Genomic DNA, 14,667 nt, shown 5'->3' on the forward strand with positions numbered 1-14,667 from the left:
TTGCAACAGGCAATAAAAAACCCGGTTTGCCAAAAGCAAAGCCGGGTTTTGAAATTCTGGATACGTAATAAATTAACGCTTCGAGAACTGTGTTTTCTTACGTGCTTTCTTAAGACCCACTTTCTTACGCTCAACTTTACGAGCGTCGCGAGTAACAAAGCCAGCTTTACGTAGTGGAGAACGAAGAGACTCGTCAAACTCCATCAGCGCACGAGTAATACCGTGACGAATAGCACCCGCTTGACCAGTAGTACCACCACCTTCAACAGTGATGTATAGGTCAAACTTTTCAGTCATTTCAACAAGCTCTAGAGGCTGACGAACAACCATGCGAGCAGTTTCACGACCGAAGTATTCTTCGATAGAACGTTGATTGATTACGATGTTGCCAGTGCCTGGGCGTAAGAATACGCGAGCACTTGAACTTTTACGACGACCTGTACCGTAGTATTGATTTGCCATGATGTGCTCCTTAAATGTCTAGAACCTGAGGCTGCTGTGCAGCGTGGTTGTGCTCAGTACCTGCGTAAACTTTAAGTTTACGGAACATTGCACGGCCTAGAGGACCACGTGGCAACATACCTTTAACCGCTTTCTCAATGATCATCTCAGGTGCTTTAGCTTGAAGCTTCTCAAAGTTGATAGATTTCAGGCCACCTGGGTAACCAGTGTGTGCGTGGTACATTTTGTTCTGAGTTTTGTTACCAGTTACAGTAACTTTCTCAGCATTGATTACGATGATGTAGTCACCAGTATCAACGTGTGGAGTGTACTCAGCTTTATGCTTACCGCGAAGACGACGAGCGATTTCAGTAGCGATACGACCTAAAGTTTTACCTTCAGCGTCAACTACGTACCAGTCACGTTTTACTGATTCTGGTTTAGCAACAAACGTTTTCATTTATAAAAATCCAATGTTTACAATTATAAAACCACAAGCAGAAAGTATTTCTGCTGCTCTATTAAATTTGCTTCAACCCCTTCGAGTTTAAGACTTAACCCTCAGTAGTGGCTAAACAACCGAGGTAGAACGGCTAGTGGTAGGCGCGGGAGTATACCAGCTCGAAATAGAGATTGCTACCGCTTAGGTGTTTTTTTGTTCACCTTTTAAGCGACTCTTTTTGCGCCCCTCGAGCTAGGCTAAATGCGGGCGTTCAAGGTATTCGCGAGATTGCATTTCTTGTAAGCGACTAATGCATCGCTTGAACTCAAAATTCAGGGTACCTTGAGTATAAAGTTGCTCGATGTCCGCTTCTGCGGAGATGATCAAAGTCACATTACGCTCATAGAACTCATCAACAAGCGCGATGAAACGACGGGCAGCATCGTCATTGTGTTGCCCCATTTGCTTCACGTTGGATAACAACACGGTGTTGTATAAGCGTGAGATTTCCATGTAATCAACTTGCGAACGCGCTGTTTCGCATAACTCACGAAAGTCGAACATTACGATACAATCGCACACCATGCGTGTTTTGATCATACGCCCTTCAATTTCGATGGCCTCGTTCGCACGGCCAGGTTCAGGCGACAGCTGCTCAAAATAGGCAAACAGGTTTTTATCTGCTTGCTCATCAAGTGGGCTGTGAAAAATCTCTGCTTGTTCTAGCGTACGCAAACGGTAATCGACTCCTGAGTCCACATTCACTACTTCGGTATTGGCATTAACAAGTGCAATGGCCGGTAAGAAACGCGCACGCTGTAAGCCATTTTTATATAGTTCATCCGGTACGATATTCGACGTTGCAACCAAAATAATGCCACGCTCAAACAAGGCTTCCATCAAGCCGCCTAGCAACATTGCATCCGTAATATCCTGGACAAAAAATTCATCAAAGCAGATGATGTCAGTTTCGCTTTTTAGCTTGTCAGCCACCGTTAAAAGTGGATTTTTTACATCTTTGAGTTGCTTTAATTCTTGATGCACACGGTGCATAAAGCGGTGAAAGTGCACACGCATCTTTCGCTCAGTAGGGAGTGCCTCGAAAAATGTATCAACTAGGTAGGTCTTACCACGTCCAACACCACCCCAAAAATAGAGCCCTTTAATTGGCTTCGTGCTATCCTTGGAAAAGAGCTTCGCAAAAAAACCTGAAGGCTTCTTAGGCTGAGCAACAATGTCATCGAACAGTCGTTGCAAATGCTTTACCGCATTTTCTTGTGCTGCATCGAAAAGGAAGTCATCTCGTTGTAAGTCTTGTTGATATTTTTGCCAAGGTGTCATGGTATTTACGGCGTAGTTAGGTGTAAATTTTTGCGCTATCTTAACACGGCTCATCACAAAGCGTATATTTGGCTGGTAAGTTTTCATAAGGGGAAGTCTATGTCGACAATCACTTGGTTAGGAGTAGTTATCATCATCGCCGCGTCCAGTTTCTTTCTCGGCGGATGGTTCACCAAGAAAAGGTTTAAACAAGAAGAGCTTGAGGAGCAAGCGCAAACTGCACAACGTGAGTTAGAGCAGTATCGTCAGGACGTCGCTGACCACCTCGACAACACCAATAAACTGATAAGTAAACTCAAAGATAATTACGAACAACTGGCAAACCATGTACAGCAAAGCGACCATTTATTGCTTGCTAAGAAAAACATCGATATGAGCCAACCGTTCTTTTCTAAAGAGACCACTGAGCAACTTCATGCCTCATTAAGTCAGCGCCCAGAGCGTCATGGCATCAATACAGTGCACGACAGTCAACCGGCCGACTATGCCGCGGGTGAATCAGGTTTATTTAGCGGCCAGAAAAAGGAAACCGAGCAGCAACCTGCTTGATAAATAAGCAATCGTTTAGCTCTTGAGGAACTAAATTAGTGACCCCATAGTCAGTATAGAAAATAGCTTTATAGGTAACGGGCTGCAATGCGGCCCTCTCTTTTGGAGTGTTTCTGTACTATGAAAATGAAGTTATCAGTTCTCAGTGCCGCGATTTTATCGGCAACCCTATTTATTCAACCTAGCATCAGCCACGCAAAACTTCCCGTGGCCGTGGATGGACAACAACTCCCAACTCTAGCTCCTATGCTTGAGCGCGTTACCCCAGGGGTTGTCAGTATCCGCGTTTCAGGCTCAAAAGAAGTAAGAACACGTGTCGACCCGTTTGATTTTTTCTTCGGTCGACCACAACCTCGCTCGCAAAAGCGCCCCTTCAGTGGCTTGGGTTCTGGCGTCATTATTGATGCAGACGACGGCTATATTGTCACCAACAACCATGTGATTGACGGTGCACAAGAAATGCTTGTTACTTTAGAAGATGGTCGCGAGTTCGAGGCGAAGCTGATCGGCGCGGATAAAGAATCAGATATCGCTTTACTGCAAATCGATGGCGACGATCTCACCGAAATTAGCATCGCTGACTCCGATAAGTTACGTGTGGGCGACTTTTCAGTTGCCATCGGTAACCCATTTGGCCTCAGCCACACAGTAACATCGGGGATTGTTAGTGCGCTTGGGCGCAGCGGTCTAAATATTGAAGGCTACGAAGACTTTATTCAAACCGATGCGGCTATTAACCAAGGTAATTCAGGCGGTGCGCTTGTTAACTTAAAAGGTGAACTCATCGGTATTAATACGGCCATTCTCGGTGCTTCCGGCGGGAATGTTGGCATCGGTTTCGCCATACCATCGAACATGATGAAGAACCTTGTTGACCAAATCATCGAATATGGGCAAGTACGCCGTGGTTCTCTGGGTATATCTGGACGTACACTCGATGCAGGTTATGCCAAAGCGCTGGGATTAGAGGTTAAACAAGGCGCCATGGTTGAGCGAGTCGTTGAAGACTCGGCAGCCGAAAAAGCAGGAATTAAAGCAGGCGACGTTATTATTAGTGTTAATGGCAACGACATTCGCAGCTTCCAAGAGCTACAAGGTAAAATAGCCACTTTAGGTGAAGGTAAAGAAGTAGAAATTGGCTTATATCGCGATGGTGATGAAATTGAGGTGGACGTCACACTTGCTGCCGCAGGTGACATTGCCAAAGAAGCAGCTGAAGTTCACCCGGCACTTGCCGGCGCTGAGCTAGAATCGGGTAAACGCAACGGTATCAAGGGTGTGATTGTCAACTCGGTCGACCCTCGCTCGGTTGCAGCGCGCCTCGGACTTGAAGAAGGAGACGTGATCACTCAGGTTAACCGTCAGCGCGTAGAAACTGTGCGCGAGCTCAGCAGCACTATCGCCGATATTGACGGCAACATCGTCCTCGTTGTGCGTCGCGGTAATAGCACCTTCTTCGCGCCAATCCAGTAACTCTCTAGGTTTGCGCCTAAGATTCAACAGCGGCACCCTTGCCGCTGTTGCTATTTGTATGCCATCATATCAATTCAATACACTAATAATAATGACTCCGTGCTAAAACAATTCAAATTTATACTTGTGCCACTATTGAGTGGATTAGGGCTAGCTTTTGTCATCATGCTGGCGATACCGTCCTTACGTGAGTCGCTTCTGCCCTTGTTAGCCGGTGATGCATTTAATGGCTCGCACATGAGCTATGCCAAAGCGGTAAAACGCGCAGCCCCTGCGGTTGTGACTGTGTATTCAGAACGAATTTCGACACAACCTCGATACCTGCAACAGCAAAACACCGTATCCGAGATTGGCTCTGGGGTGCTGATGTCCAGTGATGGTTATATTCTGACTAATTACCATGTGATTAACAGCGCCGATGTGATCATGGTCATGCTCAGTGATGGTCGTCACTACAGTGATGCGCGTTTGGTGGGTTTTGATCCCGTCACTGACTTAGCTCTCCTAAAAATAGAGGCGCAAGATCTGCCTAAAATTCCGATTAACCCGTCATTTTCTCCTCAAGTCGGCGATGTTGTACTGGCTATAGGTAACCCTCTCAACTTAGGGCAAACGATTACGCAAGGTATTGTCAGCGCAACAGGTAAGCAACGCCTTACCGACAGCTCTCACTCAAGCTTGTTGCAAATGGATGCAGCTATAAACGTCGGAAACTCAGGGGGAGCGCTCGTTAACTCTCATGGTGATTTAGTCGGTATTACTTCGGCACAATTTAAAACGCGCCGAAACCTTGATATTCAGGGTATTTTCTTTGCAGTGCCCTATTCTCTTGCCAAAGATGTCATGGACAAACTCATAAAGTATGGACGCGTTGTACGTGGTTACATGGGCATGGATGTCACCGCGGTGGATAAAGAAGGCCGTGACGTAACCAACAACCAAATGGCGATTGCCGGTATGCGTATTGATAACCTTGATCCTCTCGGGCCTGCATGGCAAGCGGGTATTCAAGAAGGAGATATCGTGGTGAGTATGGATGGTTACTCTGTTAGTGATATTCAGCAGAGTTTAGAGCGAATCGCTAACACTTTACCGGGTACCAAATTAGAAGTGCAGTTACAGCGCGGTGGTAAGCTGATGAGTTTAGTGGTTACGGTTGCCGAGCTTGAAACGCAAATGTAATGGCCCTCGTACACAGTATACTTTATAAGTAAACGAACAAAAAAGCTGCATTATGCAGCTTTTTTCTTTTATATCAGGCAATTAAGCGCTTACTCGCTTAATATTTGCACCAAGCGCACTGAGTTTATCTTCAATGTGCTCATAGCCCCTATCCACGTGATAAATACGGTCTACGCGCGTCTCTCCTTCGGAGATAATCCCAGTCAAGATTAGACTCGCAGAGGCGCGTAAGTCGGTTGCCATCACTTGAGCACCACTAAGCTTGGTCGACTCACCACAAATTGCGGTATTGCCCTCTAGGCGGATGTTTGCCCCCATGCGCTGTAACTCAGGCACATGCATAAAACGATTCTCAAAGATGGTTTCAGTGATAGTCGCACTGCCATTTGCAACAACATTTAATGCCGTGAATTGTGCTTGCATGTCTGTTGGGAAACCCGGATGCGGCGCAGTTTTGATATTGACTGCTTTTAGCTCGCGGCCACGCATGTCGAGATAAATGGTGTTATCAGTCACTTCGATATGGGCATTGGCTTCACGCAGCTTCTCAATCACCGGCTCTAAGCTGTGATAGTCAGTGTTCTTACACAGAATATCACCTTTAGCCATCGCTGCTGCCACTAAGAAAGTGCCGGTTTCGATACGGTCAGGCAAAATTGCGTGCTCGCAACCACCTAAACGCTCAACACCTTCAATCTCGATACGGCTTGTACCAGCACCTGTGATTTTCGCGCCCATGTTATTAAGGTATTTCGCTAAATCGCTGATTTCTGGCTCGCGAGCTGCGTTCTCAAGTACTGTGTTGCCTTCGGCTAACGTTGCAGCCATAAGAAGGTTTTCAGTCGCACCTACACTCACTGTGTCCATGAAGATTTCAGCGCCTTTCAAACGACCGTCAACACGCGCATGGATGTAGCCGTTTTCAACTTCAATTTCCGCGCCCATGCGGCGCATACCTTGAATATGGATATCAACAGGGCGAGCGCCAATAGCACAGCCCCCCGGCAAAGACACTTGTGCTTTACCAAAACGCGCCAGTAAAGGGCCTAATGCCAACACTGAAGCACGCATCTGCTTTACTAATTCGTATGGCGCGAGGATATTGTTAACAGTCCCACCATCAACGTAAAGATTGCCATCACGCCAATAAACCTCAGCGCCCAGCTCTTTTAACAACGCTTCTGTGGTAGTGATATCGCGAAGCTTTGGCACGTTGCTGAAACAACTTGTTGAGTCAGCGAGTAACGCGGCAAATAAAATAGGTAGTGCAGCATTTTTCGCACCTGAAATTGTGACTTCACCGCTTAAAGGGGTGCCACCTTGAATAATAAAATGGTCCATTATGAAATAACCTGTTATTGCGGGAGGATAAATTTACGTTCGCGTTGCCACTGCTGTGGCGTGAATGCACGAATGGTGACTGCGTGAATCGTGCCGTCTGAAATTTGATCCATCAGCGGCTTATAAACGAGCTGTTGTTTTTTTACCGGGGTTACCCCGTCGAAGCAGTCACCCACAGCGATTACCTGATAATGGGTACCTTCAACTTTAACGATGACTTCCTCGAGCTCTAGCTCTTCTTTCAATAAAGCTTCAACTTGACTGCTTTGCATTACTCTCACTCAAAAATATTGTCTACCTGACCTAGTTGCATCAACTTGTGCAACTGTTCAGGAATATGCTCTAACTGTAGTTGTTTACCTTGTTTACGCAATTGCGATAAACAATCTAACAACCAAGCTAATCCGGCTGTATCAACACGCCCTACTTTTTCTAGGTTTAGTTGCACAGTATCCGCACTCGCGGTTAATAACTGCTGAACTAGGGTCTTGTCGGCAACACTGACACGGGTCAATTCACCTTCGAGGGTGAATTGACTCTCACTGTTTCGCGATAATATAAGGTTACTCATTACCACCTTCGCCACGAAACTGAACTGGCAACTTACTTTTCTTATCCAGTAAATCAATCACATATTCAATGCCTTCTTGGCGCAAGATACCATGTAATTCACTTTGTTTGGCATCTAGTAGGCTAATACCTTCAGCTATCATGTCATAAGCGCGCCAGTTGTTGTTGTTATCCTTACGCACTTTGAAGCCAATATCAATATCCGGTTTACCTGGATCCTTGATTGTTGTTTTTACTACGACGACATTTGCATCGCCAACTTCATGTGCTTGCTCAAAAATAACAGTTTGATCAGTGTATTGTGTGAACACACCCGCATAGGTTGTCACTAGGTAATTTTTAAACACATCCATGAAGCGTTTGATATTCTCAATCGCTTGCTTTTTCTCTTGTGGGTCTTCAATTGAGCGCGCTTTTTGAATATAGCTAGCAAGTACACGATATGACGCATATTTGTAGTCAATGTATGGTAGCAACTCTTGCTCAACAATCACTTTGAGGTGTTCTTTATCCGCAATAATTTGCTCTTGATCTTTCTCAATGCGTTTGAATGTTTTATCGGCTACTTGCTGAACCATAGCAAATGGGTCATCAAGCTCGATTTGCGCTGCTTGTGTCACTGGCGCCAATACCAACAAAGCGCCAATTAATAGATTTACAAACTTACCCATGAAAACTACTCGCTACTTTGATTAAATAAAAATTGGCCAATAAGCTCTTCTAATACCAAGGCTGACTTGGTATCGGTGATCATATCGCCGTCCTTTAAAGCCGTAGACTGCACACCAAAGATGGCGTCAATAGACAGTTCGTCAGCTTCATCACGCTTTGCAACCTCATTACCCAAACATGTTTGCTGGGCTGTATCACTGGCAATAACAGGATTGATCCCTAGGTACTGCTCACCCAGGATACCCGATGTCAAAATAGAAACTGACGTCGCATCTGAGAATTTACATTCGTAGTTAGTATCAATCGCCATATAAACAACAGGCACAAACTCAGTGGGGTGAACCATAATCTCGTCGACCCTACCGATCACTACTCCGCCGACCTTAATAGGTGCGCGTACTTTTAACGATCCTATGTTTTCAAACTTAGCGTGCAATGAATAGGTTCCATTACCGCCATCAATACCAGCATTGGCAACTTTTAGCGCCAGCATAACCAATGCCGCAACGCCCATAGAGACGAACAAGCCAACCAAAATTTCAATTTTTCTCGAATTCATGGTGTTAATCCTTTAGCCGCCAAACATCACGGCGGTCAAAATAAAATCGAAGCCAAGTACGGCTAGTGAAGAGTGCACAACAGTTTCTGTGGTCGCGCGACTGATACCTTCTGACGTTGGTACACAGTCATAGCCTTTGTATAGTGCAATCCAAGTAACGAGCAGGGCGAATACAAAGCTTTTGATGATGCCGTTGAGGATATCTTTCTCAAAAGACACTTGCGATTGCATAATTGACCAGAAGCTTCCTCTATCCACTCCCAACCAATCAACGCCAACAAGGTGCGCGCCAATAATCGCAACTGCTGAAAAAATAAGTGCTAATGCAGGCATGCTGATCATACCCGCCCAAAAGCGTGGAGCAATGACTCTTTTAAGAGGGTCAACGGCCATCATTTCTAGACTTGTTAGCTGCTCAGTTGCTTTCATAAGGCCAATTTCTGCTGTCAGCGCACTGCCAGCACGCCCAGCAAACAACAAAGCCGTGACCACCGGTCCCAACTCTCGAAGTAAACTTAACGCGACCAATGGACCTAGACTATCTTCAGCTCCGTAATCCACCAATACCGTGTAACCTTGCAAGGCCAGCACCATACCGATAAATAATCCTGAAACCACGATAATAATAAGTGACAAAAAGCCAACCATATAGAGCTGGCGAATAAGTAAGGGCGCGCCTTTACGGAAGTTGGGCATACTAAGCAGTGCACCTAACAACATCTGGGTTGCACGGCCCATTGACGCGAATCGGCTCAGCGTTTTATGGCCAAGACGCTGCCAAAATTCAATTAATGCAGACATTATGACAACAACTCCTGCTCATAGGGCTGAGCGTCAAAATGAAAAGGTACGGGCCCATCCGACAAGCCCTGTAAGAACTGTTGTACCAGCGGTGATTCATGCTTACGCAATTGCTCAGGGCTGCCTGCACCAATCACCCCTTTTTCAGCAATGATAATGGCATGATCAGCGATACTCATTACCTCAGGAACATCATGGGTCACAATCAAAGACGACAAACCTAATACTTCGTTTAATGATTTGATTAATTTCACCAATACCCCCATTGATATAGGGTCTTGGCCAGCAAATGGTTCGTCATACATGATAAACTCAGGGTCTAGTGCAATAGCACGCGCAAGCGCTGCTCGTCTTGCCATACCACCCGATAACTCAGCAGGCATAAGATCTTTTGCACCACGCAGACCCACGGCCTGTAACTTCATAAGCACAATCAGGCGAATCAACTCTTCACTAAGCTGGGTATGTTCGCGCAGCGGAAATGCGATATTGTCAAACACCGACATATCGGTAAATAACGCGCCACTTTGAAACAGCATGCTCATTTTAGTGCGCGCACGGTAAAGCTCGGCACGGGTCATGCTTGGAATGCTTTGGCCTTGGAAAAGAATATCACCGTTATCAGGCTTGAGTTGACCACCAATGAGACGTAACAGGGTCGTCTTACCTATGCCGCTAGGGCCCATAATCGCGGTAATTTTCCCTTTGGGAATGGTGAAATCCATATTTTGATAGATCACACGCTCAGCGCGTTTAAAGGTAACGTCCTTGATCTCTACGATTGGTTGCGACAAGTCGCTCTCCCACAAATCTTCTATCGATAGACCTCGCATTTTAAAGTTTTTTTACAATAAGGGAAAAAAGAATCTGTAAAAATTTGTAAGATCAGAGAAATTCTTTCATTGACGCACAATTTCGATGCGTTTTTTTACACAATTACAGCGGCTTTTGTTACTATTTGCGCCAGTGTTCATTATTACTTTTCGGCTTTGCAATCATGCTTACTTCTTTTGCCATTCTCGTCGCCGGCTTTGTTGCACTCGTATGGAGTGCGGATAGGTTTGTTTTCGGCGCTGCGGCTTTGGCGCGCAACTTAGGTGTACCAGCTTTAATCATTGGTTTAACCGTTGTTGCGATGGGCTCTTCAGCACCTGAAATGATGGTCTCTGCACAAGCTGCATTGGCTGATAAAACCGACACAGCAGTTGGCAATGCCATTGGCTCTAACATTACCAATATCTTGTTAGTATTAGGTATTACCGCGCTTTTAAGACCTTTATCTGTGTCTTCGATTACCTTAAAGCGAGAAATGCCACTCGTTTTAGTGGTTTCCGTGATTGCATGGTATATGTTTACTGATAATTACTTCTCACAAACAGAAGGTTGGCTGCTGCTGGCTGGATTTGTCGCTTTTATTAGCTTTTTAATCGTTATATCTCGCAATCAAAAAAATGCCGAAGATGATCCGTTCATCAGCGAGGCATGCGATGAAATCCCCAACGACGTGACCACGAAAGTCGCGCTTTTTTGGTTAGCTATCGGTCTTATTCTGCTGCCGCTAAGCTCTCATTTTATCGTTTCATCAGCTGTAGAAATCGCCCAATATTTTGGCTTAAGTGACTTGGTAATTGGGTTAACAATTATTGCTGTAGGAACCAGCTTACCGGAACTCGCTGCGTGCGTCGCAGGGGTACTGAAAAAAGAAGATGATTTGGCGCTAGGTAACATTGTTGGCTCCAACCTCTTCAATATCCTTGCTGTACTTTCCATAGCGGGCATCCTTAACCCATCAATCATAGATGCATCAGCAGCCAATCGGGATGCTCTGGTTATGATTGCTGCCACCATAGTGTTAATGGCAATGAGTTTGAACTTTCGCGGTGCAAGACGCATCAACAGAGTGGAAGGTGGCATGTTGGTGATCGCATTTTTTGCTTACCAAGGATATATTTTTAGTCAGATAGCATAGAGAATTGCACATGACACAAAGCTATATAGCAACAGCCAAACGCGTAATTGAAACAGAAGCAAAAGCTCTTGAAGAACAATTTGCTCATTTGGATGAGCAGTTCAGCCAAGCGTGTGAGCTGATGAAAGAATGTGTGGGGCGCATCATTGTTGTAGGTATTGGTAAATCAGGCCATATCGGCAATAAGATCGCAGCAACGTTGGCCAGTACAGGCACGCCTTCCTTTTTTGTGCATCCAGGCGAAGCCAGCCATGGTGATTTAGGAATGATCACCTCACAAGATGTGGTGTTATTAATATCCAACTCTGGTGAAACCCATGAGATTGTTAGCATCATTCCAGTGATTAAACGTATAGGTGCAGCATTGGTTGCGATGACAGGTAGCCCGAGTTCGAGCATGGCCACACTCGCAGATTTACATATCTGTATCGGCGTATCACAAGAGGCCTGCCCTTTAGGCTTAGCGCCCACAGCTAGCACCACAGCTACACTTGCAATGGGCGATGCCATTGCCGTAGCCCTACTGGAGGCCAAAGGCTTCACCGCCGACGATTTTGCCTTATCACATCCAGGTGGCAGCTTAGGTAAACGTCTGTTACTCACACTCAAAGATGTGATGCATGCTGGTGATAATGTGCCGCGCTCTCATCAGTCTCAAAGTATAAAAGATGCCCTCCTTGAGATCTCAACCAAAGGTTTGGGTATGACAGCTGTCATCGATGACGATGGTAAACTCGTGGGCTTATTCACTGATGGCGATTTACGTCGTGTGCTTGAGCATCGTATCGATATCCATAACACAGCATTAGTTGATGTCATGACGCCTAATTGCACTACAGCTGATGAACATATGTTGGCAGCGCAAGCGTTAAACATTATGGAGAAAAAGCGCATCAATGGACTTATTGTCATTGACGAGCAGCAGCGTCCGATTGGGGCCCTTAATATGCAAGACCTACTGCGCGCAGGAGTGCTGTAATGTTATTTACTGAGTTATATCAACCAATTGAAGATGCAGCTTGGCAAAAGGCTAAAGCAATTAAGCTGCTTATCTGTGACATTGATGGTGTGTTCTCTGATGGCCGTATTTACCTCGGTAACCAAGGGGAAGAGCTTAAAGCGTTCAACACCAAAGATGGCTTTGGCATTAAAGCTCTGATGGCAACAGGTGTTCACGTCGCGGTCATCACTGGCCGCCAATCACACATTGTTGAGACCCGAATGACCAGCTTGGGTGTAAAGCATATTTATCAGGGCAAGGAAAACAAGCTAGAAGCCTACGCAGAATTAAAACAAGCACTCAGTCTGACCAACGACCAAGTAGCCTATATCGGTGATGATGGTCCTGACCTGCCGGTAATGCAACAAGTTGGCTTTGCGGTTGCAGTGAACGACGCACACCCACTTATTAAACGCATTAGTCACTACACTACACTCATGCCCGGCGGTTTTGGTGCGGTGCGAGAGCTGACAGACTTGTTAATGCTGGCCCAAGGCCACTCACTTGGCACCCAAGGAACCAGTTCATGAATAATGCTCGGCTGCTCATATCCATTATATTCTTGGCTATCATGGCGTGGTTATGGGCGCCCTATTTTATAAAAGAAGAGCAGCCAGTCGTCGACGCACAAGAAGACATTGCCATGCCGGATTATATTGCCAATGGCCTGCGTCAGCGAAACTATAACGATAAGGGTACGTTAAGCCACAGCGTTTACGCTGAACGAATGGAAATGTTTGATGAGCTAGGGTTTACTCATTTCACCAAGCCCGAGTTCACCTTGTACAACAATGGCGAGCGTTGGCGTCTGACCGCTGATGAAGCAACCCTGTACAACAATAATATTTTAATCTTGGAAAATAATGTTATCGCCACCAACTTAGTTGTAGGGGCGATGATCGAACAAGTTAAAGCGACTGCTATTGAAATCGATATCGATGCACAGAAAATGGAATCAGAACAAGCCGTAGAATTACGGGGGCCAGATTTAGTGATCATTGGCCAAGGCTTGAAAGCCGATATCAATGCAGAGATAGTAGAACTGATAAAACATACGCGAACAGTATATTATGACCAATAAATTCAATGTATTAATTCTTGGTTTTGCGCTTGGTTTAAGTGCTTTCCAGTTACACGCAGAGCAAGTAGATGCCATCTCTAAGGTGTTTATTGACGCAGACAGACAACAAGCTCTAATCAAAGAAAACACCACCATATTTGATAAGAATGTGCATATAGTCCATGGTAACCGTGAAATAAAAGCGGATCGATTAGAAGCCCACCGCCGCCCTGAGCTTGGCGACAACAAACAATTACTGATCGCCACAGGCGACCCTGCGATGTATATCGAAACTATGGCAGACGGTAAGCAAATTACTGCATCAGCAAAAGAGATCCGCTATGACGTAGCCACACAAATGCTGCAAATCAAAGGCGATGCAAAAATTCAAATGGCGGATCAACAGATCGTCGCTGAAACTATCAGCTATGATATAGATAAGCAGACTATCAGCGCAGAAAAGGACAAAGACTCAAGCACACGTGTACGCACAACGCTTACACCGCAAGGTGAGCAGCAGCCACAAGAGAAGGAACAACCATGACCACACTGAAGGCGCAAAAGTTAGCAAAAAGCTACAAGGGCCGTGAAGTAGTAAAAGATGTGGGTTTAGAGGTAAAAGCAGGCAGCATTGTCGGTTTGCTTGGCCCTAATGGTGCGGGTAAAACCACAACCTTCTATATGATTGTTGGCTTGGTGCCGAGCGATAAAGGTATGATCAGTATTGATGAGCAAGATATCACGCTTTTACCAATGCACTCTCGTGCTCGCTTGGGGATAGGTTACTTACCGCAAGAGTCCTCAATTTTCAGAAAGCTTAGCGTATATCAAAATCTCATGGCGATTTTGGAAACCCGAAAAGATTTGGATAAAGCGGGTCGTGAAGAGGAGCTTGAGAGTTTGCTTGATGAGTTCAACATTCAGCACATTCGAGAATCACAGGGGATGGCTTTATCAGGCGGTGAACGCCGTCGCGTCGAAATTGCTCGCGCATTAGCCGCAAATCCGAAATTTATCCTGTTAGATGAACCTTTTGCTGGTGTCGACCCTATTTCGGTGTTAGATATAAAGAAAATTATTGAACACCTCCGTAATCGTGGCATTGGCGTACTTATCACTGACCACAATGTGCGTGAAACATTAGACGTGTGTGAAACAGCTTACATCGTTTCTCATGGTGAATTGATCGCCTCAGGGAGTCCTGAGGAGGTTCTGGCAGACCAAACCGTTCGTGATGTGTATTTAGGTGAACAATTTAGGTTATAAC

At 45.5% G+C, this 14,667-nt stretch carries 19 protein-coding genes; 9 read left to right on the plus strand and 10 right to left on the minus strand.

Going from position 1 to position 14,667, the window contains the following annotated elements; all coding sequences use genetic code 11:
* Window positions 1–72: 72 nt before the first annotated feature.
* The 3 genes from rpsI to zapE all read right to left on the minus strand — a co-directional run bounded on the left by rpsI (window position 73) and on the right by zapE (window position 2,224).
* Entirely contained in the window at window positions 73–465 is a 393-nt protein-coding gene (gene rpsI / locus AAEU32_RS06265) for a 30S ribosomal protein S9 (RefSeq protein WP_347391384.1), read from the minus strand.
* A gap of 7 nt (window positions 466–472) precedes the next feature.
* Window positions 473–901: a 50S ribosomal protein L13 gene (gene rplM, locus AAEU32_RS06270; RefSeq protein ID WP_421969670.1), complete on the minus strand. Its 429-nt coding sequence runs from the start codon at window positions 899–901 to the stop codon at window positions 473–475.
* A gap of 234 nt (window positions 902–1,135) precedes the next feature.
* Window positions 1,136–2,224: a cell division protein ZapE gene (gene zapE / locus AAEU32_RS06275; protein WP_421969799.1), complete on the minus strand. Its 1,089-nt coding sequence runs from the start codon at window positions 2,222–2,224 to the stop codon at window positions 1,136–1,138.
* A 99-nt stretch (window positions 2,225–2,323) separates the two neighbouring features.
* Here zapE and AAEU32_RS06280 point away from each other — a divergent pair, with 99 nt between their 5' ends.
* From AAEU32_RS06280 to AAEU32_RS06290, 3 genes are all read left to right on the plus strand, one after another.
* Window positions 2,324–2,773 (plus strand): ZapG family protein, encoded by a 450-nt coding sequence (locus tag AAEU32_RS06280; protein WP_421969671.1) that lies wholly within the window; start codon window positions 2,324–2,326, stop codon window positions 2,771–2,773.
* 120 nt (window positions 2,774–2,893) lie between these two features.
* Entirely contained in the window at window positions 2,894–4,246 is a 1,353-nt protein-coding gene (locus AAEU32_RS06285; protein ID WP_421969672.1) for a DegQ family serine endoprotease, read from the plus strand.
* Between the two features lie 99 nt (window positions 4,247–4,345).
* Window positions 4,346–5,428: a trypsin-like peptidase domain-containing protein gene (locus AAEU32_RS06290; RefSeq protein WP_421969673.1), complete on the plus strand. Its 1,083-nt coding sequence runs from the start codon at window positions 4,346–4,348 to the stop codon at window positions 5,426–5,428.
* An 81-nt stretch (window positions 5,429–5,509) separates the two neighbouring features.
* Here the strand turns inward: AAEU32_RS06290 and murA are convergent, their stop codons facing one another.
* Genes murA through AAEU32_RS06325 form a run of 7 tightly spaced genes read right to left on the minus strand, consistent with a single transcriptional unit; the run spans window position 5,510 to window position 10,165 of the window.
* The gene (murA, locus tag AAEU32_RS06295) at window positions 5,510–6,769 is read right to left on the minus strand and encodes a UDP-N-acetylglucosamine 1-carboxyvinyltransferase (protein WP_421969674.1); all 1,260 of its coding nucleotides are present in this window, start codon (window positions 6,767–6,769) and stop codon (window positions 5,510–5,512) included.
* A gap of 14 nt (window positions 6,770–6,783) precedes the next feature.
* On the minus strand, window positions 6,784–7,041 hold the full coding sequence (locus tag AAEU32_RS06300; RefSeq protein ID WP_421969675.1) for a BolA family protein: 258 nt from the start codon (window positions 7,039–7,041) through the stop codon (window positions 6,784–6,786).
* Window positions 7,042–7,046: 5 nt separating this feature from the next.
* Entirely contained in the window at window positions 7,047–7,340 is a 294-nt protein-coding gene (locus tag AAEU32_RS06305) for an STAS domain-containing protein (RefSeq protein WP_421969676.1), read from the minus strand.
* A complete protein-coding gene (locus AAEU32_RS06310) occupies window positions 7,333–8,010 on the minus strand; it encodes an MlaC/ttg2D family ABC transporter substrate-binding protein (protein WP_421969677.1) in 678 nt (225 codons plus the stop codon). Before AAEU32_RS06310 ends, AAEU32_RS06305 begins: the two co-directional genes overlap by 8 nt.
* Window positions 8,011–8,015: 5 nt before the next feature.
* A complete protein-coding gene (gene mlaD / locus AAEU32_RS06315) occupies window positions 8,016–8,570 on the minus strand; it encodes an outer membrane lipid asymmetry maintenance protein MlaD (RefSeq protein ID WP_421969678.1) in 555 nt (184 codons plus the stop codon).
* A 12-nt stretch (window positions 8,571–8,582) separates the two neighbouring features.
* On the minus strand, window positions 8,583–9,371 hold the full coding sequence (mlaE, locus tag AAEU32_RS06320) for a lipid asymmetry maintenance ABC transporter permease subunit MlaE (protein ID WP_421969679.1): 789 nt from the start codon (window positions 9,369–9,371) through the stop codon (window positions 8,583–8,585).
* A complete protein-coding gene (locus tag AAEU32_RS06325; protein WP_421969680.1) occupies window positions 9,371–10,165 on the minus strand; it encodes an ATP-binding cassette domain-containing protein in 795 nt (264 codons plus the stop codon). The genes mlaE and AAEU32_RS06325 overlap by 1 nt, the downstream gene beginning before the upstream one ends.
* Window positions 10,166–10,368: 203 nt before the next feature.
* Here AAEU32_RS06325 and AAEU32_RS06330 point away from each other — a divergent pair, with 203 nt between their 5' ends.
* From AAEU32_RS06330 to lptB, 6 genes are read left to right on the plus strand one after another with little or no spacing between them, the layout of a single operon-like run.
* Window positions 10,369–11,340 (plus strand): calcium/sodium antiporter, encoded by a 972-nt coding sequence (locus AAEU32_RS06330; RefSeq protein ID WP_421969681.1) that lies wholly within the window; start codon window positions 10,369–10,371, stop codon window positions 11,338–11,340.
* 10 nt (window positions 11,341–11,350) lie between these two features.
* The gene (locus AAEU32_RS06335) at window positions 11,351–12,319 is read left to right on the plus strand and encodes a KpsF/GutQ family sugar-phosphate isomerase (RefSeq protein ID WP_421969682.1); all 969 of its coding nucleotides are present in this window, start codon (window positions 11,351–11,353) and stop codon (window positions 12,317–12,319) included.
* On the plus strand, window positions 12,319–12,870 hold the full coding sequence (gene kdsC, locus AAEU32_RS06340) for a 3-deoxy-manno-octulosonate-8-phosphatase KdsC (protein ID WP_421969683.1): 552 nt from the start codon (window positions 12,319–12,321) through the stop codon (window positions 12,868–12,870). Before AAEU32_RS06335 ends, kdsC begins: the two co-directional genes overlap by 1 nt.
* Complete coding sequence (lptC, locus tag AAEU32_RS06345) at window positions 12,867–13,421, plus strand: LPS export ABC transporter periplasmic protein LptC (protein WP_421969684.1); 555 nt, start codon at window positions 12,867–12,869, stop codon at window positions 13,419–13,421. The genes kdsC and lptC overlap by 4 nt, the downstream gene beginning before the upstream one ends.
* A complete protein-coding gene (lptA, locus tag AAEU32_RS06350; protein ID WP_421969685.1) occupies window positions 13,411–13,944 on the plus strand; it encodes a lipopolysaccharide transport periplasmic protein LptA in 534 nt (177 codons plus the stop codon). The genes lptC and lptA overlap by 11 nt, the downstream gene beginning before the upstream one ends.
* Entirely contained in the window at window positions 13,941–14,666 is a 726-nt protein-coding gene (lptB, locus tag AAEU32_RS06355) for an LPS export ABC transporter ATP-binding protein (protein ID WP_421969686.1), read from the plus strand. Before lptA ends, lptB begins: the two co-directional genes overlap by 4 nt.
* The last annotated feature ends 1 nt before the right edge of the window (window position 14,667 follow it).

This window comes from Pseudoalteromonas maris (assembly GCF_049257235.1).
GTDB lineage: Bacteria > Pseudomonadota > Gammaproteobacteria > Enterobacterales > Alteromonadaceae > Pseudoalteromonas.

Excerpts from the sequence above, each read along its gene's own strand:
- rplM (WP_421969670.1), bottom strand. The coding sequence starts at position 901 with ATGAAAACGTTTGTTGCTAAACCAGAATCAGTAAAACGTGACTGGTAC.
- zapE (WP_421969799.1), bottom strand. The coding sequence starts at position 2,224 with ATGACACCTTGGCAAAAATATCAACAAGACTTACAACGAGATGACTTC.
- AAEU32_RS06280 (WP_421969671.1), top strand. The coding sequence starts at position 2,324 with ATGTCGACAATCACTTGGTTAGGAGTAGTTATCATCATCGCCGCGTCC.
- AAEU32_RS06285 (WP_421969672.1), top strand. The coding sequence starts at position 2,894 with ATGAAAATGAAGTTATCAGTTCTCAGTGCCGCGATTTTATCGGCAACC.
- murA (WP_421969674.1), bottom strand. The coding sequence starts at position 6,769 with ATGGACCATTTTATTATTCAAGGTGGCACCCCTTTAAGCGGTGAAGTC.
- AAEU32_RS06300 (WP_421969675.1), bottom strand. The coding sequence starts at position 7,041 with ATGCAAAGCAGTCAAGTTGAAGCTTTATTGAAAGAAGAGCTAGAGCTC.
- AAEU32_RS06305 (WP_421969676.1), bottom strand. The coding sequence starts at position 7,340 with ATGAGTAACCTTATATTATCGCGAAACAGTGAGAGTCAATTCACCCTC.
- AAEU32_RS06310 (WP_421969677.1), bottom strand. The coding sequence starts at position 8,010 with ATGGGTAAGTTTGTAAATCTATTAATTGGCGCTTTGTTGGTATTGGCG.
- mlaD (WP_421969678.1), bottom strand. The coding sequence starts at position 8,570 with ATGAATTCGAGAAAAATTGAAATTTTGGTTGGCTTGTTCGTCTCTATG.
- mlaE (WP_421969679.1), bottom strand. The coding sequence starts at position 9,371 with ATGTCTGCATTAATTGAATTTTGGCAGCGTCTTGGCCATAAAACGCTG.
- AAEU32_RS06330 (WP_421969681.1), top strand. The coding sequence starts at position 10,369 with ATGCTTACTTCTTTTGCCATTCTCGTCGCCGGCTTTGTTGCACTCGTA.
- AAEU32_RS06335 (WP_421969682.1), top strand. The coding sequence starts at position 11,351 with ATGACACAAAGCTATATAGCAACAGCCAAACGCGTAATTGAAACAGAA.
- kdsC (WP_421969683.1), top strand. The coding sequence starts at position 12,319 with ATGTTATTTACTGAGTTATATCAACCAATTGAAGATGCAGCTTGGCAA.
- lptC (WP_421969684.1), top strand. The coding sequence starts at position 12,867 with ATGAATAATGCTCGGCTGCTCATATCCATTATATTCTTGGCTATCATG.
- lptA (WP_421969685.1), top strand. The coding sequence starts at position 13,411 with ATGACCAATAAATTCAATGTATTAATTCTTGGTTTTGCGCTTGGTTTA.
- lptB (WP_421969686.1), top strand. The coding sequence starts at position 13,941 with ATGACCACACTGAAGGCGCAAAAGTTAGCAAAAAGCTACAAGGGCCGT.